Annotated in this window: 16 protein-coding genes; 15 read left to right on the top strand and 1 reads right to left on the bottom strand. The window is 65.5% G+C overall.

The annotated features are described in order from the left end of the window. Positions 1 to 133 precede the first annotated feature (133 nt). From D4Q52_RS13365 to D4Q52_RS13340, 6 genes are all read left to right on the top strand, one after another. A complete protein-coding gene (locus D4Q52_RS13365; protein ID WP_119857060.1) occupies positions 134 to 1,495 on the top strand; it encodes a S41 family peptidase in 1,362 nt (453 codons plus the stop codon). A gap of 320 nt (positions 1,496 to 1,815) precedes the next feature. Further along, complete coding sequence (locus tag D4Q52_RS13360) at positions 1,816 to 2,709, top strand: ABC transporter substrate-binding protein (RefSeq protein WP_119857059.1); 894 nt, start codon at positions 1,816 to 1,818, stop codon at positions 2,707 to 2,709. A 127-nt stretch (positions 2,710 to 2,836) separates the two neighbouring features. Continuing rightward, positions 2,837 to 4,444 (top strand): amino acid ABC transporter permease/ATP-binding protein, encoded by a 1,608-nt coding sequence (locus D4Q52_RS13355; RefSeq protein ID WP_119857058.1) that lies wholly within the window; start codon positions 2,837 to 2,839, stop codon positions 4,442 to 4,444. Between the two features lie 43 nt (positions 4,445 to 4,487). Continuing rightward, on the top strand, positions 4,488 to 5,729 hold the full coding sequence (locus D4Q52_RS13350) for an acetamidase/formamidase family protein (RefSeq protein WP_119857057.1): 1,242 nt from the start codon (positions 4,488 to 4,490) through the stop codon (positions 5,727 to 5,729). 92 nt (positions 5,730 to 5,821) lie between these two features. Further along, positions 5,822 to 8,152, top strand: a complete 2,331-nt coding sequence (locus tag D4Q52_RS13345) for an acetamidase/formamidase family protein (protein WP_119857056.1) — start codon at positions 5,822 to 5,824, stop codon at positions 8,150 to 8,152. 24 nt (positions 8,153 to 8,176) lie between these two features. Then, positions 8,177 to 8,563, top strand: a complete 387-nt coding sequence (locus D4Q52_RS13340) for a RidA family protein (RefSeq protein WP_119857055.1) — start codon at positions 8,177 to 8,179, stop codon at positions 8,561 to 8,563. 3 nt (positions 8,564 to 8,566) lie between these two features. Here the strand turns inward: D4Q52_RS13340 and D4Q52_RS13335 are convergent, their stop codons facing one another. After that, positions 8,567 to 9,355 (bottom strand): GntR family transcriptional regulator, encoded by a 789-nt coding sequence (locus tag D4Q52_RS13335; protein WP_119857054.1) that lies wholly within the window; start codon positions 9,353 to 9,355, stop codon positions 8,567 to 8,569. Between the two features lie 301 nt (positions 9,356 to 9,656). Between D4Q52_RS13335 and D4Q52_RS13330 the strand changes: the two genes are divergently transcribed. From D4Q52_RS13330 to D4Q52_RS13285, 9 genes are all read left to right on the top strand, one after another. Continuing rightward, entirely contained in the window at positions 9,657 to 10,712 is a 1,056-nt protein-coding gene (locus tag D4Q52_RS13330; protein WP_234831189.1) for an ABC transporter ATP-binding protein, read from the top strand. Then, positions 10,712 to 11,740: an ABC transporter ATP-binding protein gene (locus D4Q52_RS13325; RefSeq protein ID WP_119857053.1), complete on the top strand. Its 1,029-nt coding sequence runs from the start codon at positions 10,712 to 10,714 to the stop codon at positions 11,738 to 11,740. The genes D4Q52_RS13330 and D4Q52_RS13325 overlap by 1 nt, the downstream gene beginning before the upstream one ends. 20 nt (positions 11,741 to 11,760) lie before the next feature. After that, on the top strand, positions 11,761 to 13,314 hold the full coding sequence (locus tag D4Q52_RS13320) for an ABC transporter substrate-binding protein (protein WP_119857052.1): 1,554 nt from the start codon (positions 11,761 to 11,763) through the stop codon (positions 13,312 to 13,314). A 46-nt stretch (positions 13,315 to 13,360) separates the two neighbouring features. Continuing rightward, complete coding sequence (locus D4Q52_RS13315) at positions 13,361 to 14,317, top strand: ABC transporter permease (protein ID WP_119857051.1); 957 nt, start codon at positions 13,361 to 13,363, stop codon at positions 14,315 to 14,317. After that, positions 14,314 to 15,189, top strand: a complete 876-nt coding sequence (locus D4Q52_RS13310; RefSeq protein WP_119857050.1) for an ABC transporter permease — start codon at positions 14,314 to 14,316, stop codon at positions 15,187 to 15,189. The genes D4Q52_RS13315 and D4Q52_RS13310 overlap by 4 nt, the downstream gene beginning before the upstream one ends. A gap of 28 nt (positions 15,190 to 15,217) precedes the next feature. Further along, the gene (locus tag D4Q52_RS13305; protein WP_119857049.1) at positions 15,218 to 16,930 is read left to right on the top strand and encodes an AMP-binding protein; all 1,713 of its coding nucleotides are present in this window, start codon (positions 15,218 to 15,220) and stop codon (positions 16,928 to 16,930) included. A 40-nt stretch (positions 16,931 to 16,970) separates the two neighbouring features. After that, entirely contained in the window at positions 16,971 to 20,279 is a 3,309-nt protein-coding gene (locus D4Q52_RS13300) for an acetyl-CoA carboxylase family protein (protein WP_119857048.1), read from the top strand. An 11-nt stretch (positions 20,280 to 20,290) separates the two neighbouring features. Beyond that, entirely contained in the window at positions 20,291 to 21,238 is a 948-nt protein-coding gene (locus D4Q52_RS13295; RefSeq protein WP_119857122.1) for a hypothetical protein, read from the top strand. Between the two features lie 646 nt (positions 21,239 to 21,884). Further along, a complete protein-coding gene (locus D4Q52_RS13285) occupies positions 21,885 to 22,910 on the top strand; it encodes an acyltransferase family protein (protein ID WP_119857046.1) in 1,026 nt (341 codons plus the stop codon). The last annotated feature ends 119 nt before the right edge of the window (positions 22,911 to 23,029 follow it).

Here is a 23,029-nt window from a genome sequence, read left to right as displayed (position 1 = left end):
GTCGCCGCTTTACCGGCGTATTTATAGGCCACCCGTTCCGGTGGGACCATCGTCCTCCAGACAGGACCGACCGCGATCAGGCGCGGTGGCTCTCAAATGCGCACGCCGCGCCAGCTCATTCCGGTGTCCTTCAATGTTCAAATCCCGCAAGTTTGTTATCAGCGTCGCCGCCGCGGCCGGCATCATCACCATTCCCATGCTGTCGGCGCTGGCGCTGCAGCGAACGTCGACGGCGCAGCCCGATCTCGACCTGATCGGCGGCGTCATTGGCCTCGTCGAGCGGGCCTATGTGCACCCGGTCGGCACCGACGAGCTGACCAAGGATGCGCTCAAGGGCATGCTGAACCGGCTCGACCCGCATTCGGATTACATGGACGAAAAAGAATTCAAGGACATGCAGACCGACATGGCGGGCCAGTTCGGCGGCCTCGGCATGCAGATCTCGGGACAGGGCGGTGTGCCCAAGATCGTCGCCCCGATCGACGGCACGCCGGCGGCCCGCGCCAAGCTCGAGCCCGGCGACGACATCATCAAGGTCGGCGACAGTTCGACCCAAGGCATGGGCCTGCGGGAAGTCGTCGACATGCTGCGTGGCAAGCCTGGCTCCAAGGTGACGATCACCATCCTGCGCGGCAAGGAGCCGCCGTTCGACGTCACGCTGACCCGCGAGATCATCAAGGTCGCGTCGGTGAAGTCGGAGCTCAAGCCCGAGGGCATCGGCTATGTGCGGATCAGTCAGTTCGGTGATGACACCTCGGACGGCTTCAAGAATGCGTTGACCAAGCTCAAGACCGACGCCAAGGACGGGCTGAAGGGTCTGGTCATCGATGTGCGTCAGGATCCAGGCGGCCTGCTCACCGCCGCGGTCGACGTCGCCGGCAATTTGCTCGACGGGGGCACTGTGGTGTCGATTCGCGGTCGCCAGCCGGACGATCAGCGCGTGTTCAGCGCGCCGTCAAAGGGCGACATGCTGCCCGGCGTGCCGGTAGTGGTGCTGATCAATGGCGCCTCGGCTTCGGCGTCCGAAATCGTCGCTGGCGCGCTGCAGGATCGCAAACGCGGCATCGTCATGGGCACGCAGAGTTTCGGCAAGGGCTCGGTGCAGACGGTGATCCCGATCAAGGGGCGCGGAGCGGTCCGCATGACGACGGCGCTGTACTACACACCGTCCGGCCGCTCGATTCAGGACGAAGGCATCACGCCGGACATCGTTCAGGAAGCGCCGAAGGATCAGCAGATCGCCGGCGGCGCGATGCTGCGCGAAGGCGCGCTGCGCGGCGCGATTGCAAATCCGGGTCAGCTCGGCAGCGACGGCAAGCCCGGCGCGGCCAAGCCGAAGGCCTCCGGGGCTGCGGCTGCGACCGACAAGCCGGCGGCGTCGTCGCCGCCGATCAAGGCCGACCTGATCGGCAAGCCCGAGGATGCCCAGCTCAACGCCGCGATCGCCTATCTGGGCAAGCGCGCCGATAACCAGACCGCGCCGAAGGCTCAGTAGTCGCGGCGCTCACTACATCCGTCATGGCCGGGCTTGTCCCGGCCATCCACGCCTTGAGCGTAGCAACGCAGTAAGGCGTGGATGCCCGGAACAAGTCCGGGCATGACGGGGGATGAGGTCGTACTCGCGCCGTCGCTCTCCGATGTGGAGCGTTCTGCGGTCACCGTCCGCCCAAAAATCACGCATCCTCTGCCTAAATAGCAGCAGCCTTCGAACAAGAGGTTGTGCGCCCGGAGACAAGTTTTTCTGCGGCGCACGGTCTTAGCTCCAGTCGGTTCGGAACATGGCCTCCGCCATGGCACCATCGAAGGAGCGATCGAATGGTCAAGTTGCCACTTCCTGAGTTTCGGAGCCTGACGGGCGCCGCGCTGATCGGCGCGCTGGTGCTGGTCGGCTTTGCGGCGGCGAAGCCCGCGCATGCCGCCACGCCCGCCGCCTGTGCGGCGCTGCAGGAGAAGTATCCCGATTGGAAGGGCAAGACCCTCGTCAACGCCATCAACCCGCACACCCCAGGCTACGAGTCGATCGATCCGAAGGATCCGACCAAATATATCGGCTACGACATCGACCTCGGCGAGGCGATCGGTGACTGTCTCGGCTTCAAGCTGACCTACAAGGCGGTGACCTTTGCGGCGCTCTTGACCACGCTGGCGAGCGGCCAGGCCGACATCGTCATCTCCGACATCTACGCCACCGAAGAGCGCGCCAAGGCCGCCGACTTCATCACCTATTCCAAGGTGTTCGACGGCGTGCTGGTCGCCAAGGGCAATCCGAAGAAGATCACCGGCATCGACACCTCGCTGTGCGGCACCGCCGCGGCCGAAAACACCGGCTATGTCGAAGTGCCGCTGATCCAGGCGCTGGCGCCGGAGTGCAAGAAGCTCGGCAAGCCGGAGCCGACCATCCAGCTCTACGACAACAACGCCAACTGCATCCAGGCGATCCTCGCCGGCCGCGCCGACACCTACATCAACGACGTCAACACCGTCGACAACGCCGTGAAGGCCTATCCGGACAAGCTCGAAAAGGCGATCGCGGTGACGATCCCCTATCAGGTCGGCATCGGCGTGCCGAAGGACAAGCCGAAGTTCCGCGACGCCGTGAAGGAAGCCCTCACCGAGATCTACAAATCCGGTGATCAGCTCGCGCTCTTGAAGAAGTGGAAGCTCGACCCCGAAAACCTGATCGAGCCGGGTCTGCTGGTCGTCAAGTAATCGCCCCGACGTAGGGTGGGCAAAGGCGCGTAAGCGCCGTGCCCACCCCTCGGTCTCGCGGAAGGCGGTGGGCACGCTTCGCTTTGCCCACCCTACAGAAGACAACTCACCAAGGACCGCCGCCGCCATGGAGCTGTTTCTCCATTACTTGACCATGCCCTATATGATCCAGGGCATCGAGGTGACCCTGCAGGTCACTGCTCTGGGTCTCGGGGGCGGACTGATCCTCGGAACGATCCTGGCGGGGATGCAACTCAGCCGGTTTCGGCTGCTGTCGTCCGCCGCCCGGATCTACACCGTCATCTTTCGTGGCACACCGCTGATTCTGCAGATGGTGTTCGCCTACGACGCGTTGCCGCATATCGGCATCAAGCTTCCGGCGATCCTCGCCGCCGGTCTCGCGCTGGCCTGTAACGAAGCTCCGTTCATCGCCGAGATGCTGCGCGCCGGCGTGCTCGGCGTCGAGAAGGGCCAGATCCTCGCTGGCCAGGCACTGGGCATGACGCCCGGCGTGCTGATGCGCCGGATCATCGCCCCGCAGGCGATCCGCACCATGATCCCGGCATTCGGCAACGAAGCCGTCAGCGCGCTGAAGAACTCGTCGCTGGCCTCGGTGATCGCCGTGCAGGAGCTGACGCTGCGCTCGACGCAGCTCGCGTCCTCGACATTCGATTTCTTCTCGATCTTCTTCGCCTCCGGCTTGATCTATCTGCTGCTGACCACAGCGATCTCGGCGATCCAGATTTTCCTGGAGTGGCTGTTCGATCTCGACCGCACCTCCAAGCAGGTCAAGCTGATGCGCTTCCTGCCGTGGTACCGGGCCCAGGGGATCGATGATCCGCTGCAGGCTGGGGAAGCGCCGCCGGAAATCCTGCCCGATGGTGGCGTTGCCGAGCTGCCACCGCCGCGCGTGTCGGCCAATCGCGTCGAGCGGGCCGAGCGCGCCAAGACGCTGGTGCATAACGACGTCGCGGTCGCGGTGAAGGCGCTGCGCAAGAATTACGACGCCCATGTCGTGCTCGACGGCGTCGATCTCGCCGTGCGCAATGGTGAGGTGATCGCGCTGCTCGGACCGTCCGGCTCCGGCAAGAGCACGCTGCTGCGCTGTATCAACAATCTCGAATTTTGGAGCGACGGCACCATCGAGGTCGGCGGCCGGCGGCTCGGCTTCAATCATCTGGGCAAGCCGCTGTCGCCGCGGATGGCCGCGCAGGCGCGCGCCGAAGTCGGCGTCGGCATGGTGTTTCAGCAGTTCAATCTGTTCGGTCATCTCACTGCCAAGGAGAATATCGCCGGCCCGCTGCGCTGGGTACACGGCGTGTCGCCTGAAGAAGCCGAGCGCCGGGCGCTCGAACTGCTGGAACGGGTCGGCCTGTCGCATCGCGCCGACGCGCTGCCGCGGCATCTGTCCGGCGGCCAGCAGCAGCGCGTCGCCATCGCCCGCGCTATCGCGCCGAACCCGAGCGTGCTGCTGCTGGATGAGCCGACCTCCGCGCTCGATCCCGAACTCGTCAACGAGGTGCTGGAAGTGATCCGCCGCCTCGCGATCGAGGATGGGCTGACCATGATCATCTCGACGCATCAGCTGCGCTTCGCCAGCGAGGTCGCGGATCGCGTCGTGCTGCTCGCCGGCGGTTCGATCATCGAGGAAGGTCCGGCGGATCAGGTGCTCAATCATCCGAAGAATCCGGTCGCGCAGCGCTTCCTCAACGCGATGGAGGCCGAAGTCTCGTGAATTCGCTCCGCTCTCTCACTTTCTTCCCGTCGAGGATCTCAGCATGAAGCATCATCTGCTCCCGGTGTCGCCCAAGACCGTCCATTGGGGCTATTTCAGCAAAGTGGTGGCGCCGTCGCTGACGCTGAAGTCCGGCGACCGCGCCACCATCGAGACGCTGACGCATCACGCTGGCGATGATTACGAGCGCATGATCGAGGGCGATCCCGGCGCCGAGAGCGTGTTCAAGTGGACCCGCGAGCACAAGGCAGTGGCGCGTCGCGGCGCCGGTCCGACCGAAGGCCCGTTCATTCGCGGCTCCGGCGAAGGCGTCGGCGTGCATCTGCTCACAGGGCCGGTGGCGATCGAAGGCGCCGAGCCCGGCGACGTGCTGGAAGTGCGCATCCTCGACATCAAGCCGCGACCGGCCTGCAAGGCCTGTCATGCCGGCAAGTGCTTCGGCTCCAACGTCGCGGCGAATTGGGGCTTCCACTATCACGACCTGATTGAGGAGCCGAAGCCGCGCGAGGTGATCACCATCTTCGAGCTCGACACCTCGGGCGAGCCGTTCGCCGAAGCGGTCTACAACTACGTCTGGACGCCGCAGACCGATCCCGACGGCATCGTGCATCCGACCATCGACTATCCGGGCGTGCCGGTCGATCACCGCACCATCATCAAGCGCGAAAACATCCTCAGCAACGTCAAGCTGCCGGCGCGGCTGCATTTCGGCACGATGGGGCTGGCGCCGTCCGAGGAGGATTTCGTGTCCTCGATTCCGCCGAGCTACACCGGCGGCAATATCGACGACTGGCGCGTCGGCAAGGGCGCCAAGATGTACTATCCGGTCGCCGTGCCGGGCGCGTTCTTCTCGGTCGGCGACCCGCACGCCGCGCAGGGCGACAGCGAGCTCGGCGGCACCGCGATCGAGACCTCGCTGACCGGCGATTTCGAATTTATCCTGCACAAGAAGAACGACCTCGGCGGCACGCCGCTCGAAGGCCTGACGCATCCGATGTTGGAAACGCCGGACGCCTGGTCGGTCTACGGCTTCACCTATCCCAATTATCTCGCCGAGCTCGGCGCCAACGCGCAGCTTGAGATCGCCAACCACTCCAGCCTCGACCGCGCGATGCGCGACGCCTTCCGCAAGATGCGCCGCTTCCTGATGACGGTGCACAAGCTCAGCGAGGACGAGGCGATCTCGCTGATGTCGGTCGGCGCCGATTTCGGCGTCACCCAGGTGGTCGACGCCAATTGGGGCGTGCACGGCACCATCCGCAAGAACGTGTTCCCCTGCGATTAGCCGTGCCGATGAGCGCTCTGATGCTGGGGCAATGTGCGGTCTGCTTCGGGATGGCACGCGGGTTGCAAGGTTTTGGCCAGGAAGGCCGAGCCATGAGTCTGCGTCCCTATTCCAGCGAGTCCTATTCCGAAAGCGAGCGCCCGGAAGCCTGGCGGGACGTCCTCGCCTCGCTCGGCTTGCAGCCCTCGGCAGCTGCAACCAGCCATGCCGGCCACGCCACCGCAGTCCGCCGCAGTTCCGAGGGCGTGACGCTCGCGACACTTTCGGCCGGGCCGCAGGCGGTGACGGCGCACGCCGACGCGCATGGCAAGCATCCGCTGGTGCTGTTTCCGCTCGAAGACGGCGTGTCGCTGAAGACCGCGGCAGGACATCAGATCATCGCGATCGGACATTTGCTGATGTTGCCACGGGCGAGCGGCTGGAGCCTTTCGTTCGCGCGTGATCTGCGTGCCGTCGTGTTGTCGGTGTCGTGCGAGGCTGCGCGTAGCCGAACGCCGCCGCTGACCGAGGTTCAGCACATCGCGCCGAGCGGCTTTGGCGAGATCTTCATTCGCATGCTCGAAAGCGCCGCACGCAATCTCGAGACGCTGTCCGAGACCGAATGGCCGGTGACGGCGCAAAGCCTCGCCGATCTGCTGCCGGCCTTGATGCGCCAGGCGCCCGCGACGACGGATCTGAGCGCCGGCACCGCCAGCAAGGCGGCGACGCTGCAGCGACTGTGTCAGGCGATCGAGCGCCGGCTCGACGACCCGGATCTGACTCCGGCGAAAGTCGCCGCGGCCGAAGGCATCTCGGAGCGTTATCTGCAGAAGCTGTTCGGCGGGACCGGCTCCAGCTTTACGCACTACTTGCGCGAACGTCGGCTGCAGCGCACCTGCGCAGACCTCTCCAATCCGGCCGAGGCGCATCACTCGATTTCCGAGATCGCGTTCCGCGTCGGCTTCAACGACTCGGCGCATTTCAGCCGCGCCTTCCGCCATCGCTTCGGCGTGTCGCCGCGCGAATATCGCCAGGCCGAGGCCGAGCGTCATGCCGCGACGGCCGCCGCCGCCGCGCAGCGCGGTTGGCCGCAGCAGGCGCTGGTGCAGCTGCGCAATCAACCGGCGGCGACTGCGGCGCGCCGGCCTGCCGTTGATGTCGCTGCAGCAGATGCGTCCGCCGAGACCACGCCGCAGCATCATCACCTCGCCGCCGACGCATCGCGCGTGCATTGGGGGTACTTTAGCCGCTCGCTGCCGCCGCAGATCGAGATCGCGTCGGGCGACACCATCACCATCGAGACGCTGACCCAGCACGCTTCCGACGATCCGGAACGAATGATTTCGGGCGATGCCGGCGCCGAGAGCGTGTTTCACTGGACGCACGATCAGAAGAACGTCGATCGCCGCGGCGCCGGCCCACTCGACGCCTCGATCTACGGCCGCGGCGCCGGCGAAGGCTTTGGCGTGCATATCTGCACCGGGCCGGTGGCGGTGAAGGATGCGCAGCCGGGCGACGTGCTGGAGATCCGCATCCGCGACATCGTCCCGCGCGCCAGCCGCAACCCGGACTTCAAAGGCCGGGTGTTCGGCAGCAGCGTCGCGGCGTGGTGGGGCTATCACTACAAGGAATTTTTGGCCGAGCAGCACGCCCACGAGGCAGTCACGATCTATGAGATCGTCGCCGACGATGCGGCGCCCTATGCGCGCGCCGCGTATTCCTATCGTTGGGCCCCGCAGGTCGATCCGTTCGGCACGGTGCACACCACTTACGATTATCCGGGCGTGCCGGTGCAGCCCGCCTCGGTGCGACGGCGGCACGACGTGCTCGATGGTGTGCGCATTCCGCTGCGGCCGCATTTCGGCGTAATCGCGCTGGCGCCGCGCGAAGCCGACTTCGTCGATTCGGTGCCGCCCGCCTACTTCGGCGGCAATCTCGACAATTGGCGACTCGGCAAGGGCTCGACGATCTATCTGCCGGTGTCGGTGCCAGGCGCGTTGTTATCAGTCGGCGACCCGCACGCCGCGCAAGGCGACGGCGAGCTAGGCGGCACTGCAATCGAATGTTCGATGACCGGCACCTTCGAGGTGATCCTGCACAAGAAGGGCGAGTTCGCCGACAAGCCGTTCGCCGATCTCAGCTATCCGCTGATCGAAACCGCGACCGATTGGGTGCTGATGGGGTTCAGCCATCCGAACTATCTGGCCGAATTCGGCGCCAAGGGCCAGAGCGAGGTCTACGCCACCTCGTCACTCGACCTCGCGATGAAGGACGCGTTCCGCAAAATGCGGCGTTTCCTGATGAGCATCAAGGGACTGACCGAGGACGAGGCGATTGCACTGATGTCGGTCGCGGTCGATTTCGGCGTCACCCAGGTGGTGGACGGCAATTGGGGCGTCCACGCCATCCTCAGCAAACAGGTGTTCGCCGACCCGCGCGCCTGAGCTTCATCTCATGAAAGGCTAGTCTTGCAGTTTCACATGATCCCTGGCGGACCGAAGCCGGTCGCGCCGTTCAGCCACGCGGTCGAAACCGATGGCTTCGTGTTCGTCACCGGTCAGATGCCGGATACGCCGCAGACGCCCGGCGTGCTGCCGGCAGGAATCGTCGCGCAGACCCGCGCCGTGATGGAGAATCTGCGCGTGGTGCTGGCCGGTCTGAACCTCGGCCTCGAGCACATCGTGATGAGCCGGATCTATCTCACCGAGTTCAAGCGCGACTACGCCGAGATGAACGAGACCTATCGCAGTTACTTCCCGGAAGGCCGCCTGCCGGCGCGCACCTGCGTCGGCGTCACCGGGCTCGCTTACGACGCGCTGATCGAGATCGATCTGGTTTGTCGCCGGCCGGAATAAGGGTTATGCGGGCCGGGCGGTGCGCAGCTGCAACGCGCCACCGGCCGCGTCGGCGTGATCCAGCGCGCTGAAGTCGAAGGCTTCGCCCCGAATCTCCGACAGCGTCGCCAGCGCGCGGTCGCGGTCGCCCTCGAGCAGCTGACGGAAATGCGTTTCGGCAGCGTTAGGCTTGCGCTGCCGGATCGCCTTCAAGGTCGACGTCATCAGGTTGGCTGACATCAGCCGGATGTCACGCGTCTGGTAATCGAGCGGTGATTTCCAGATCATCGTCCACACCGTCTGATTGGCGAGGTCGGTGAGCAGTTCGACCAGCAACTCGTTGCCGGAGCCGCGTGCGATCGTCTTGACTGCACGCGTCGTCGTCCGCGCAAATCCCATCGGGTCGTCGAGATCGACCTGTGCTTTCAGCTCGTCACAACGCCGGGCCAGCGTGTCGATGTAGCTCTCCACCGGTGACGTCGCCATGGTGCGGACTGCGAGTGCCGACAGCGCAGTGCGGACGTTGAACAGGTCGGCGACGGATTTCAGCGACACCGGCTTGATGTAGGCGCCGCGCCGCGGCAGCAATTCGACGAGGCGGCGCCGTTCGAGAATCCGGATCGCCTCGCGGATCGGGCCGCGGCTGACGCCGAATTCTTGCGCCAGATCGAGTTCGACCAGTCGCGCGCCGGCTTTGCGACGGCCGGACACGATGTCGGCGCCGAGCTCTTCGGCGACCTGGTCGGGCAGCGTGCGGGGCGCAAATCGGCGCTCGCTATGGCCGTCCCTCGCAGTCGTCGAGCTGCGATCCATCGTTCCCAAAGCGCTCTCCGTCGGCTCCCGTGGCGCGGGACAAACTAGCGCGCCGGTCAATTGTTGACAATCGACAATTCGTGCCGTTTGATTGCGGGTGTCGCGCGGCCAAATCGGCGCCAAGCCGAAAGCGCGACGAACCGTGGTCCGGAGCCGCGGACGGGAGGATGAACATGGCGACCACCGAAGCGCCGGCACGTGTCCGGTCAGGCCGACAGGCCGCTATCGCAAGCTTCGACGCCATGCGTCCGTCGGCGCACATGCTGCGCCGGGCTCACCATCCTGCGCATTGTTGCGGCGAATGACGGGGCTGGTCGAACCCTACACGCCGCGGTCTTCTTCGCCGCCGCACGCCCGCCCGGCAACAGGCGCGCAGCCGCTGCTCGATGTTCGCAATCTGTCGCTGTCGTTCACGACGGCGCAGGGCGCGCTGCCGGTCACCCGCAATGTCAGTTTTTCGATCGCGCCAGGCGAGCGCGTCGGCCTGGTCGGCGAGAGCGGCTGCGGCAAGACCGTCACCGGCCTGTCGCTGCTGCGGCTGCTGCCGACGCACTCGGCCCGCATCCAAGGTGACGTACTGTTCGACGGCACCGATCTGTTGAAGCTGTCGCCGCGCCGAATGCGCGCGGTGCGCGGCCGCGACATCGCGATGATCTTCCAGGAGCCGATGAGCGCGCTCGATCCGGTGTTCACGGTCGGCGATCAGATCAGCGAGGCCTACCGAATTCATTTCCCGGCCAGCAAGGCCGAAGGCCGCGAGCGCGCCATCGCGGCGCTGCGCGAGGTCGGCATCCCGGCGCCGGAGCGGCGCTGTGATGAGTATCCGCATCAGCTCTCGGGCGGCATGCGCCAGCGCGTGATGATCGCGATGGCGCTGATCTGCAAGCCGAAGCTGCTGATCGCCGACGAGCCGACCACCGCGCTCGACGTCACCGTGCAGGCGCAGATCACCGATCTGTTGCGCTCGCTGAGCGAGCGCACCGGCACGGCGCTGATCTTCATCACCCACGATCTGGGCGTTGTCGCCGAGACCTGCACCCGCATGATCACCATGTATGCCGGCGAAGTGGTCGAGGACGCCCCCGTCGACGACGTACTCACCCGGCCGCGCCATCCCTACACCTCGGGGCTGCTGCGCTCGCTGCCCGGCTTGAGCAAGCGACGCGGCGTGCTGTCGTCGATCCCGGGCCGCGTGCCGTCGCCGCAGGCGATGCCGGGCGGCTGCCGCTTCCGCTCGCGCTGTGCACACGCCGCGCCGGGATGCGAGCAGGAGCAGCGCATGATCGCGCTGGCGCAAGATCACGCCGCGCGCTGTTGGCGCGCACCCGAACTGGAGCTGCCGGGAGCGGTGAACTGATGACTTCTCCGCGGCGCGACGGTTCTGAAGCCGGCATTCTGGCGGTGCGCGATCTGCGCATCCTGTTTCCGTCGCGCGACGGCCGCGACACCGTCAAGGCGATCGACGGCATGGATTTCGCCGTACAGGCCGGCGAGACTTTCGGGGTGATCGGCGAATCCGGCTCGGGCAAGACGACGCTCGGCCGTGCGCTGGTGTCGCTGCTGCGGCCGACCGAAGGTCAGATCCTGCACGACGGCGCCGATCCGGAACAGCTCGGCACGCGCGCGTTCCGCCAGCATCGCCGGGACTATCAGATCATTTTCCAGGACCCCAACGCCGCGCTCAATCCGCGGATGACGATCATCGACAGCGTGGTCGAGCCGCTCGAGATTCTGCGCGAGGGCGACGCGAACTCGCGACGCCGCCGCGGCATCGCGATGCTGGAGCGTGTCGGGCTGTCCGCCGAGGCGGCGGACCGCTATCCGCATCAATTGTCCGGCGGACAGAAGCAGCGCGTCAACATCGCGCGGGTGCTGATGCTGCGGCCCAAGGTGATCGTCTGCGACGAGGTGGTGGCGGCGCTCGACGTCTCGATCCGCGGCGACGTGCTCAATCTGTTCGCCGATCTGCAGCGCGAGTTCGGCCTGACCTACGTGTTCATCACCCACGACATCTCGGTGGTGTCGCATATCTCCGACCGCATTGCGGTGACCTATCTGGGCAAGCTGATGGAGCTCGGCCCCGCCGAAGACGTCATCGAGCGGCCGCTGCATCCCTATACGCGCGCGCTGCTGTCGGCCGAGCCGATCCCGCTGCCGTCGCATCTGCGGGTCGATCGCCGCATCATTCTCGAAGGCGAGATTCCGAGCCCGGTGGCGCCGCCGTCGGGCTGCCGCTTCCGCACCCGCTGCCCGTCGGTGCAGCCGCGCTGCGCCAAGGAGATGCCGGCCTGGCGCGAAGTCCGCCCCTGCCATCGCGTCGCCTGTCATTTCGCCACGGCCGACGGGCCGCAGCCGAACAATCAGCCGGCGCAAGCCGCGTCATAACCATCATCGGGAGGACAATTATGCGCGTGTACGATCTGGGCGGACGAACCCTGCGGCGTCGTGACATTCTGGCGCTGATCGGCGGCAGTGTTGCGGCCAGCGCGCTCGGCCTGCCGGCGCTGGCGCAGGAGCCCAAGAAAGGCGGCGTGCTCAAGGTCGCGGCGCCCGCCAACCCGTCGTCGCTCGATCCCGCGACCGGCGGTGCCGGCTCCGACCACAGCATCCTGTGGACGATGTACGACACGCTGGTGGAGTGGGACTACGACACGCTGAAGCCGAAGCCCGGCATGGCCAAGTGGTCGTATCCCGACCCCAACACGATGGTGCTCGACATCACCCCGGGTATCCAGTTTCACGACGGCACCGCAATGGACGCCGAGGCCGTCAAGTTCAACCTCGACCGCAATCGCAGCGATCAGCGCTCCAACATCAAGCCGGATCTCGCCAGCATCGATCAGGTCGAGGTCACCGGACCGCTGCAGGTGACGCTGAAGCTGAAGAATCCCGACACCGCGCTGCCGGCGATCCTGTCGGACCGCGCCGGCATGATGGTGTCGCCGACCAACCTCAAGGCGCTCGGTAACGAGACCGATCGCAAGGCGGTCGGCGCCGGGCCGTGGAAGCTGGTGCGCTGGAACGACAACGAGATCATCGTGGTGACGCGCCACGACAACTACTGGCGCAAGGGCCGGCCGTATCTCGACGGCATCGAGTTCAACATCATCACCGAGAACGCCACCGCGCTGCGCTCGGTGGTGGCCGGCCAGAACGACATGGCGTTCCAGCTCCCGGCGCGCCTCAAGCCGGTGATCGAGCGCGCCAAGGATCTGACCCTGGTGTCGTCACCGACGCTGTATTGCATCCAAGTGTATTTCAACTACGCGCGCGCACCGCTCGACAACGTCAAGGTCCGGCAGGCGATCAACTTCGCATTCGACCGCGACACCTTCGTCAAGGCGGCGCTCAGCGGCCTCGGCGAGCCGGCCCGGATGACGCTGCCAAGCTCGCACTGGGCCTACAACAAGGATGTGGCCAACACCTATCCGCACGACATCGCCAAGGCCAAGCAGCTGCTGGCCGAGGCCGGCTACAAGGATGGCATCGATCTGACGATCGGCGGCTACACCGATCAGGATTCGGTGCGCCGCGGCGAGGTCATTCAGGACCAGCTCGGCAAAGCCGGCATCCGGGTGAAGTTCACCCGCGGCACCATCGCGGAAATCAGCGCGCAGTTCTTTGCGCAGGAGAAGAAGTTCGACCTGTTGGTGTCTGCCTGGACCGGGCGTCCTGATCCGAGCATGACCTATGGGCTCGGCTTCGACAAAGGCGCCTACTACAACGCTGGCCGCACGGCCGATCCGGAGCTGTCGAGGCTCATTCAGGAGAGCCGCGCCAGTGAGGATCTCGCCAAGCGCGCCGAAGTGTTCGCCAAGATCCAGCGCATCACCGTCGAGCAGGCGCTGTCGGCGCCGCTGGCATTCCAGTTCGAGCTCGACGCGCTGTCCTCGAAGGTAAAGGGCTTCACGCCCAATCTGCTCGGCAAGCCGAAATTCGAAAACATCTCCCTCGCATGAGACGGCGCCGCCGCGACCGTCGCGGCGCTCGTTCCGGATCCAGCCCATGTTGAATGCCGCACGACTTCACATCATCGGGCGCCGGCTGCTGCAGGCGATCCCGGTGGTGGTGCTGTCTACCTTCATCGTGTTCGGCCTGCTCAAGCTGGTGCCGGGCGACGTCGCCGTGACGCTCGCCGGCGACAATGCCTCGGAGCAGCGCATCGCCGAGATCCGCGAACTCTACGGGCTGAACCAGCCGTTCCTGATGCAATACGGGTCGTGGCTGGCCAAGGCCGTGCAGGGCGATCTGTCGAACTCGCTGGTGTCGAACGAATCGGTGCTGGCCTCGATCCAGCGCTGCCTGCCGCATACGCTGCTGATCGTGGTGCTGGCGCTGCTCACCGCGCTGATCATCGGCGTGCCGCTCGGCATCGCGGCGGCGACCAAGCCGGGCTCGTGGATCGACAGCATCGTGATGGCGATCGCGTCGCTCGGCGTCGCTGTGCCGAACTTCTGGCTCGGCATGCTGCTGGTCGCGTTCTTCTCGCTGCAGCTGAACTGGCTGCCGGCGACCGGCGCGGTGTCGTTCTTCAAGGATCCCTGGGCGTCGCTCAGTCACGCACTCCTGCCGGCGCTGGCGCTCGCCTCGGGCGGCATCGCCGAAGTGGCGCGGCAGCTGCGTTCGTCGCTGGTCGAAATCCTGTCGTCGCAGGCGGTGCGCACCCTGCACGCCAAGGGGCTGCCGCCGTCGTCGATCCTGTGGCGCCATGGCCTGAAGAACGTCAGCGTCAATCTGCTGACGGTGATCAGCCTGCTGGCCAACCGGATGCTGGCCGCGACCGTGGTGGTCGAGGCGGTGTTCGCCATTCCCGGCATGGGCGGGCTGATCGTCAACGCCGCGATGCACCGCGACTTCCCGGTGGTGCAGGGCGTGGTGTTCACCATGGTGCTGATCGTGGTGTCGCTCAATCTGCTCACCGACATCCTGTACAGCGTGCTCGATCCGAGGATCGCCTCATGACCGATCTGGCGATGACGGCGCCGCACCGGCCGCGGCGGCTGCGCAAATTCGTGCGCTGGTTCGTGTCCGACATTCGCGGCGCGATCAGCCTGGGCTTTTTGATCATGCTGTTCGTGGTGTCGGTGCTGGCGCCGTGGCTCGCGCCGTATGACCCGCTGGCGCAGGACGTCAACGCGTCGCTGGCGCCGATGTCGGCCGAGCATTGGCTCGGCGCCGACGATCTCGGCCGCGATACACTGAGCCGGCTGATCTATGGCGGCATGGCGTCGCTGTATGCGAGCTTCCTGGCGGTGGCGATCGCGGTGCTGATCGGCGTGCCGGTCGGCGTGCTCGCCGGCTATCTCGGCGGCTGGGTCGACACCGTGATCAGCCGCGTCATCGACAGCTTCCTGTCGTTTCCGGCCATCGTGTTGGCGATCGCCGTCACCGGCGCGCTCGGCATCGGGCTCACCAACGGCATGATCTCGGTCGGCATCGTGTTCTCGCCGCAGCTCGCGCGGCTGGTCCGCGCGCGGACGCTGGTGGTGCGGCACGAACTCTATGTCGACGCGGCGCGCTGCTTCGGCGGCTCGACCACGCGCATCCTGTGGCGCCACGTGCTGCCGAATGCGATCCAGCCGGTGATCGTGCAGGTGACGCTGCTGCTCGCGGCCGCGCTGCTCGCCGAAGCCAGCCTCAGCTTCCTCGGGCTTGGCATTCAGCCGCCGGATCCGAGCTGGGGCGCGATGCTGGCGCGCGCGTATCAGAACATGGAGATCGCCCCGGAGCAGATGTATCCGCCTGGGCTGGCGATCCTGTTCACCGCGCTCGCCTACAACACGCTCGGTGAATCGCTGCGCGTTGCGCTCGACCCGACGATGAAGCGCAACTGAGACAAGCAAGAACAACAAGGACGACATCATGAGCGCCAGCGCCACCGAAGCCGATTATCTCGCGAAACTGCACGATCTCTGGGCCAAGGCCTGGCCGAAGGGCCTGCCGACCCAGCCGCGCTATCCGCACGGCGAGATCGCGCTCAGCGAATATCTGCGCGCCTGGGCGAAGCGGGCGCCGGAGCGGCCGGCCGTGATCTTCTACGGCCACGTCACCACCTACGGTGAACTCGATCAGCTCAGCGATCGCTTCGCCGCACTGCTGATGCAGAAGGGCGTGCGCAAGGGCGACCGCGTCGCGGTGTTCCTGCCGAACTGCCCGCAATTCCACATCGTGTTCTTCGGCATCCTCAAGCTCGGCGCGATCCACGTGCCGGTCAGCCCGCTGTCGCGCGCGTTCGAACTGTCCTACGAACTCAACGACACCGACGCCGAAGTGATCGTGGCGCTCGACCAGCTTGCCTCGGTGGTCAATCAGGTACGCGGCGAAACCAAGCTGCGCGAGGTGATCGTCACCAGTTTTGCCGACGTGATCCCCGCTTCGCCGACAATTCCGGTGCCGGATTCGGTGAGTGGGCCGCGCGTGGCGGTGGCCGGCGCGACCGATCTGCTGCCGGCGCTGGCGGCAATGCCGGCGCCGGAGCCGCTGCCGCCGGCCTCGCTCGACGACGTCGCGGCGCTGAACTACACCGGCGGCACCACCGGCATGCCGAAGGGCTGCGTCCACACCCAGCGCGACATGGTGTACACCGCCGCCGCCAATCACGGCATCTCGGTGGTCGCCGACGAGCGCAGCGTGTTTCTGTCGTTCTTTCCCGAGTTCTGGATCGCCGGCGAGAATTTCGGCCTGATCTTCCCGCTGTTCGCCGGCGCCACGCTGGTGCTGCTGGCGCGCTGGGACGCACTCGGCGTGCTGTCGGCGATCGATCGCTACAAGGTCGGCGTCACCGCGATGCCGGTCGACGGCGCTGTCGAGCTGATGGATCACCCGCGCTTCAAGGATTTCGATCTGTCGTCGCTGAAGCAGGTCCGCGTGGTCTCGTTCGTCAAGAAGCTCAATCCCAGTTATCGCAAGCGCTGGAAGGATCTCACCGGCACCATCCTCACCGAAGCGTCGTGGGGCATGACCGAGACGCACACGTCGAACACCTTCACGGTCGGCTTCCAGGGCGATGACTTCGATCTGAATTCGCAGCCGATCTTCGTCGGTCTGCCAGTGCCGGGCGCCGAGTTCAAGATCACCGATTTCGAGACCGGCGAGCTGGTGCCACTCGGCGGCGAGGGCGAAATCCGGGTGCGGACGCCGTCGCTCTTGAAGAGCTACTGGAACAAGCCGGAGGCGACCGCGCAGTCACTGGTCGATGGCTGGTTGCGCACCGGCGACATCGGCACCATCGATCCGCAAGGCTTTCTGCACTTCCTCGGCCGGCGCAAGGAGATGCTCAAGGTCAAGGGCATGAGCGTGTTTCCGCCAGAGATCGAGGCGCTGCTCGGCCAGCATCCCGCAGTGCTCGGCTCGGGCGTGGTCGGCCGTGACGATCCCGGCAAGGGGCAGGTGCCGGTCGCCTTCATTCAGCTCAAGCCGGAGGCGGAAGGCAGTATCACGCCGGCCGAGTTGCAGGCCTGGTGCGCCGAGCGGATGGCGGTCTACAAGGTGCCGGAGATCCGCATCATCGACGCCTTGCCGATGACCGCGACCGGCAAAGTGAAGAAGCAAGAACTCGACGCCAACGCGCGCTGATCGCGCGGCGCGGCTGATATTTGTGAATGAGGATGTTTGGATGTCGTTTCGTAAATTGCTGATCGCCAACCGCGGCGAGATTGCGATCCGTATCGCGCGGGCCGCGGCTGATGCCGGCATCGCCAGCGTGGCGATCTATCCGTCCGATGATGCGGCGTCGCTGCATCTGCGCATCGCCGACGAGGCGCGGGAAATTCCGGGACGCGGCGCACGGGCGTATCTCGACATCGAGGCGGTGATCGAAGCTGCCAAGTCGGCGCATTGCGACGCGCTGCATCCCGGCTACGGCTTCCTCAGCGAGAACGCCGACCTGGCGCGGCGCTGCGCCGAGGAAGGTATTCGGTTCATTGGTCCGTCGCCCGAAGCCTTGAGGCTATTCGGTGACAAAGTTGCGGCACGGCAGCTCGCAAAGAAGTCGGGAGTGCCAATCATTGCCGGCACGCAGGGGCCGTCGACGCTGGAGGACATTCAGGCCTTTTTCGCCTCGCTCGGTGCGAACGCCGCGGTGATGATCAAGGCGATGGCGGGTGGCGGCGGCCGTGGCATGCGCGTGGTCGAGCGCGCCGAGGATCTCGGCGAAGCTTACGCGCGCTGTCAGTCCGAAGCCAAGGCGGCGTTCGGTTTCGAGGGCGTCTATGCCGAGCGGCTGATCCGCAATGCGCGGCATATCGAGGTGCAGATCATCGGCGATCAGCACGGCGCGATCAGCCACCTATGGGAGCGCGAATGCACCATCCAGCGTCGCAACCAGAAACTGATCGAGATCGCGCCGAGCCCGTCGCTGAGTGATGAGCTACGCAGCCGTATCCTCGAGTCGGCGGTGAAGCTCGCCAAGGCAGCGAATTACGACAGTCTCGGCACATTCGAATTTCTGGTCGATGGCGACGGCGGCGACGGTGAGGGCGCGTTCGCGTTCATCGAGGCCAATCCGCGGCTGCAGGTCGAACACACCGTCACCGAGGAAGTGCTCGGCGTTGACCTGGTGCGCTCGCAGATCGCGGTGGCGGGCAGTGCGACGCTTCATTCGCTTGGGCTCGATCAGCCGAACGTGCCGCGGCCGCGCGGCTTCGCGATCCAGCTCCGCGTCAACATGGAGACGATGGACGCGAGCGGCGCGACGCATCCGAGCGGCGGCGTCCTCGGCGTGTTCGAACCGCCGGCGGGGCCGGGCGTGCGTGTCGATACGTTCGGCTACGCGGGCTACAAAACCAGCGCGGCGTTCGACTCGCTACTCGCCAAGGTGATCGTGCACGCGCCCGGGCAGTGGCCCGACGCCGTCGCCAAGGCGGCGCGGACGCTGCGCGAATTCCGCATTGCCGGCGTCGAAACGAATAGCGCCCTGCTGCAGGCGATCCTGGCGCATCCGGACTTCAAGGCCAACCGCGTCAGCACCGCGTTCATCGATCGCAACGTCGCCGATTTGGTCGCCGCCGCGGACAAGCTCGGCGCGCCGCTGGTCGCGTTGCCGGGCGGCGAGGCGCAGCAGAAACACGCCAAGGCAGCGACCGAAGCCGTGCCGGAAGGCGCAGTGTCGATCGTCGCGCCGCTGCAGGGCACGGTGGTGGCGATCACCGTCGCGGAAGGCGACGTCGTCAGCCCGGGGCAGCAGCTCGCGGTGCTCGAATCGATGAAGATGGAGCATCTGGTCACGGCCGAGCAGGGCGGCCGCATCCGCTGCATCGCCACCGCCGACGGCGTGACGCTGATGCAGGGCGAGGCGATCCTGTATCTCGAGCCGCTCGACGTCGAGGGCGATCAGGCCGCCGAGGAAACCGAGATCGATCTCGACGTGATCCGCCCCGACCTTGCCGAGGTGCTGGCGCGGCAGGGCAACACGCTCGATGAGAACAGGCCGGACTCGGTCGCGCGGCGGCGCAAGACCAATCAGCGCACCGCGCGCGAGAATATCGCGCAGCTGGTCGACGAAGGTTCGTTCATGGAATACGGCAGCCTGGCGATCGCCGGCCAGCGCCGCCGCCGGGCGCTCGACGATCTGATCAAGAACACGCCCGCCGACGGCCTTGTTGCCGGCGTCGCTACGGTGAACGCCAAGCAATTCGGCGAGCACGACGCGCGCTGCATGGTGATCTCCTATGACTACACGGTTCTGGCCGGCACCCAGGGCCACATGAACCACAAGAAGATCGACCGCATGCTGACGCTAGTCGAGCAATGGAAGATGCCGCTGGTGTTCTACGCCGAAGGCGGCGGCGGCCGCCCGGGCGACACCGACCGGCTCGGCCTCACCGGCCTCGACGGGCCGTCCTTCGTGCAGTTCGCCAAGCTGTCGGGTCTGGTCCCGGTGATCGGCGTCGTCTCCGGCTATTGCTTCGCCGGCAATGCCGCGATGCTCGGCTGCTGCGACGTGATCATCGCGACGCAAAATGCCTCGATCGGCATGGGCGGCCCGGCGATGATCGAGGGCGGCGGCCTCGGCGTGTATCATCCGGCCGAAGTCGGCCCGGTGTCGTTCCAGTCGCCGAACGGCGTGGTCGATATCCTGGTCGAGGACGAGGAAGAGGCGACGCGGGTCGCGCAGAAATATCTGTCCTACTTCCAGGGACCGGTCGCCGAGTGGCGCGCGGCGGATCAGCGGCTGCTGCGCCGCGCGATCCCGGAAAACCGTCTGCGGGTCTACGACATCCGCCATGTCATCGAGCTGATCGCCGACGAGGATTCGGTGCTGGAGCTGCGCCGTGATTTCGGCATCGGCATCATCACCGCGTTCATCCGGATCGAGGGCAAGCCGTTCGGGCTGATCGCCAACAATCCAAAACATCTCGGCGGCGCCATCGATGCGCCGGCCGGCGACAAGGCGGCGCGCTTCCTGCAGCTGTGCGACGCATTCGACATTCCGATCGTGTCGCTGTGCGATACGCCCGGCTTCATGGTCGGGCCGGAAGCGGAGAAGACCGCGATCGTGCGCCACGTCGCCCGCATGTTCGTCACTGGCGCCAGCCTCACGGTGCCGCTGTTCGGCATCGTGCTGCGGAAGGGCTACGGCCTCGGCGCGCAGTCGATGATCGGCGGCGGTTTCCACGCCTCGTTCTTCACGGCGGCGTGGCCGACCGGGGAATTCGGCGGCATGGGGCTGGAAGGCTACGTCCGCCTCGGTTTCCGCAAGGAGATGGAGGCGATCGCCGATCCGGTCGAGCGCGAGACCTACTACAAGAACAAGGTCGCCGAGATGTACGCCAACGGCAAGGCGACCTCGATCGCCTCGGTGTTCGAGATCGACAACGTCATCGATCCGGCCGAGACGCGGCGATGGATCATGGCCGGGCTGCGTTCGGTGCCGACGCCGCCGCAGCGCACCGAGCGCAAGCGGCCCTGCGTCGATACCTGGTAATGGAGCAAACGATGAGCACAGCCGCTTTCGACACGCCGATCGACGACACCGGCACCGCGCTGGCCGGCCCGTGGCGGCAGCCGCGTCAGATGCTGCACGCGCAGGTCTACGATTCGCACGCCTCGATCCACGACGACGCCACCGCGCAGAAGCTCGGCTTCAAGGGCGGCACCATTGAGGGCCCGACGCATTTCAGCCAGTTCGCGCCGCTGTGCGAACGGCTGTGGGGCCAGCAGTGGTTCGAGACCGGCTGCCTTTCGGCGCATTATCGCAGCGCCGCGTATGAAGGCGAGGAGGTGCAGGCGATCGTCGACAAGCCGGCCGACGGCGTGCGTCACATCTCGATCCGCATGGTCAAGCGCGACGGCACCGAAGTGCTGCGCGGCAGCGCCTCGGTCGGCACCGACGCGCCGCCATCGGCGCTCGATCAGCGGCTCACCGAGCTGAAGCCGCTCACCGATGCGGTGATCCTGCGCGACATCACGGTCGGCATGGCCACCGCGCCGCAGACCGTGAAGATGGATGCCGATCAGCACATGGGCGAGCTGTATCCGTTTTCGCTGGCCGACAAGCTCAAGGTGATCACCGAGCCATCGCCGTATTATCACGCTTCGTCGCCATGGGGTCGGCCGATCATTCCGATGGAGATGCTGAGCGTGCTGTTCCAGCACGTCAGCAAGCAGGACGGCCTGCCGGTGCGCGGCCCGGCCGTCGGCCTGTTTGCCGATCAGGAGATCCGGCTGATCACCGGTCCGCTGTTCGTCGGCGAAAGCTACCGGATTCAACGTAAGGTCGTGGCGCTGTCGGGCAGCAAGCGCACCGAAAGCCTGTGGGCGCGCACCGAAGCGTTCGACAGCAGCGGCCGCCTCGTCGCCACCATGCTGCTGAACTCGGCAACGCTGAAGGATTCCTACGCCGCCTATGAGCAGGAATACGCGGAACTGAAGCGGGGCGCGTAGTCCGCTTTGGCTTGTAGTGAATCGGTGCGAGCAAGCCGTTGCTCGCTACACGCACAGCCTCATGGTGAGGAGGCGCGAAGCGCCGTCTCGAATCATGAGCCGCGAATTTCCGGTGTTGTCCCATCCTTCGAGACGCCCGGCTTCGCCGGACTCCTCAGAGCCTGGCGCGAAAATGCGGCCTTTAAAGCTAGGCACTTTCCTATCCACGCGTCATGCCCGGCCTTGTGCCGGGCATCCACGCCTTGCTGAAGCAAATGCAACAAAGGCGTGGATGGCCGGGACAAGCCCGGCCATGACGGCGTTTGTGGGCAAATTGGGCGACCGCAAAATTTGGCTGAAAAGTCAGCTTTAGTGTTGATTCCGACTCTCCGGATGAGGGCTCAGTGCAATCAAGAGCTGAAGTTCCCATCGCCTGTCTTCGGCGAGATCGTTCACCGCGCTGCCGTAGAGGCATTGGGTAGGACGTGAGTTCCGATTGTGGGAATCGGCGGAGTTTTGCCGAGGATGGAACCGACTTTGTAGCTCGCAAGCCGACGCTCGCGTCTTCAGTCGTGCGCTTCCCCGTCAAAAGGCCCGTCCAAGCTAGACATCCTTCGGATGCGAAGGTATCGGTGCCGCACATATAGCGGAAGGCTCGCAAAGTTTGATGGGGTCGGAACATCCTGCACGTTTAGATCGCAAAACCTCAACCGGCCTTCAGGCGATTCGGTTTTTGGCGGCGTTCGGCGTCTTCGTGCATCACGCGCTGGCCAACGCTGGCTTCGCGAAAATCATTCCCGGCACTTACCTGGAATCGTCAAGGTGGACGTCATCAGGCGTGATCATGTTCTTCGTCTTGTCGGGTTACCTGATGGCGAAGATCTCGGATCAAGCGAGATCGCCGCTCCGTTTCCTGGCTGACCGGGCGCTGCGCGTTTATCCAGGGCTTTGGGTGGCAACAGGCATCGTTGTCCTCATCCACTATTCGATCTGGCGAACAGCCTTCCCGCCGAGTCTGCTGATCGACCTGACGCTGTTCCCGACCAGCTCAAGAATCGCCCCGCTGGGAGTCGAATGGACCCTGTTCTTCGAGGCGTTCTTCTACTGCGTTGTTGCGGCGCTGATCTTGATCCCGAGGTTATTGGTTCGCAAGCTTCTGGTGCTGGCATGGGCGGTCATCGTCCTGCTTTTCGGAGGTGGATTCTCCACCGATCTCACCATTGCCGGGATCGCGCTTTCATTTCTGAATCTCGCTTTCATCGCTGGGATGTTCACGTGGTGGCTCGCGCCGCGTCTGCCTTTTCGTGGTGTGGCCGGAGTGGCCGCGTCGGTCGGTCTATTCTGCGCAGGTCGCTATCTGGTCTCTGACCACTGGCTCGCGGCCTATCTGATACAGAGCGTCGCATTCGCCGTCCTGATCACCACCGCCGCCCGGTCGAGTTACTTCGACGATCGTCCGCTATTTCCGTTGCTCGGAGATGCGTCGTATGGGCTCTACCTGATCCACTCGCCACTCCTCGCGGTCTGTTTTCTCTTCGTCGCGCCTGGCTGGGTCTCGTTCTTTGCGGTCTCTGCGCTTGTTTTTGCCGTGTCGGTCGGGTTCGGGCTCGCGGAATATGGGTTCCATCAACGCCTGCGATCACTTCGGCAACGGCTGCCAATGGGTGTTCGGGCCACCACCGTTTCGTCGTGAGTGTCCCGTCTCCGGGGCATGCGACATCGGTTGCCTGACAAGCCCGGCCATGACGGAGTTAGTTAGCAACCCGGTTCCGCGGCTGCTCACGTTGACGGCAAGGAGTCCGCCGGACGGTC

It is taken from the genome of Rhodopseudomonas palustris (assembly GCF_003591005.1).
GTDB lineage: Bacteria > Pseudomonadota > Alphaproteobacteria > Rhizobiales > Xanthobacteraceae > Rhodopseudomonas > Rhodopseudomonas palustris_K.
Note: the sequence above shows the minus strand (reverse complement) of the source record. Positions and strands in the feature narration are given on the sequence as shown.

Bases quoted from the DNA above. Each gene is read 5' to 3' on its own strand.
- D4Q52_RS13365 (WP_119857060.1), top strand. From the start codon at position 134: ATGTTCAAATCCCGCAAGTTTGTTATCAGCGTCGCCGCCGCGGCCGGC.
- D4Q52_RS13360 (WP_119857059.1), top strand. From the start codon at position 1,816: ATGGTCAAGTTGCCACTTCCTGAGTTTCGGAGCCTGACGGGCGCCGCG.
- D4Q52_RS13355 (WP_119857058.1), top strand. From the start codon at position 2,837: ATGGAGCTGTTTCTCCATTACTTGACCATGCCCTATATGATCCAGGGC.
- D4Q52_RS13350 (WP_119857057.1), top strand. From the start codon at position 4,488: ATGAAGCATCATCTGCTCCCGGTGTCGCCCAAGACCGTCCATTGGGGC.
- D4Q52_RS13345 (WP_119857056.1), top strand. From the start codon at position 5,822: ATGAGTCTGCGTCCCTATTCCAGCGAGTCCTATTCCGAAAGCGAGCGC.
- D4Q52_RS13335 (WP_119857054.1), bottom strand. From the start codon at position 9,355: ATGGATCGCAGCTCGACGACTGCGAGGGACGGCCATAGCGAGCGCCGA.
- D4Q52_RS13330 (WP_234831189.1), top strand. From the start codon at position 9,657: ATGACGGGGCTGGTCGAACCCTACACGCCGCGGTCTTCTTCGCCGCCG.
- D4Q52_RS13325 (WP_119857053.1), top strand. From the start codon at position 10,712: ATGACTTCTCCGCGGCGCGACGGTTCTGAAGCCGGCATTCTGGCGGTG.
- D4Q52_RS13320 (WP_119857052.1), top strand. From the start codon at position 11,761: ATGCGCGTGTACGATCTGGGCGGACGAACCCTGCGGCGTCGTGACATT.
- D4Q52_RS13315 (WP_119857051.1), top strand. From the start codon at position 13,361: ATGTTGAATGCCGCACGACTTCACATCATCGGGCGCCGGCTGCTGCAG.
- D4Q52_RS13310 (WP_119857050.1), top strand. From the start codon at position 14,314: ATGACCGATCTGGCGATGACGGCGCCGCACCGGCCGCGGCGGCTGCGC.
- D4Q52_RS13305 (WP_119857049.1), top strand. From the start codon at position 15,218: ATGAGCGCCAGCGCCACCGAAGCCGATTATCTCGCGAAACTGCACGAT.
- D4Q52_RS13300 (WP_119857048.1), top strand. From the start codon at position 16,971: ATGTCGTTTCGTAAATTGCTGATCGCCAACCGCGGCGAGATTGCGATC.
- D4Q52_RS13295 (WP_119857122.1), top strand. From the start codon at position 20,291: ATGAGCACAGCCGCTTTCGACACGCCGATCGACGACACCGGCACCGCG.
- D4Q52_RS13285 (WP_119857046.1), top strand. From the start codon at position 21,885: ATGGGGTCGGAACATCCTGCACGTTTAGATCGCAAAACCTCAACCGGC.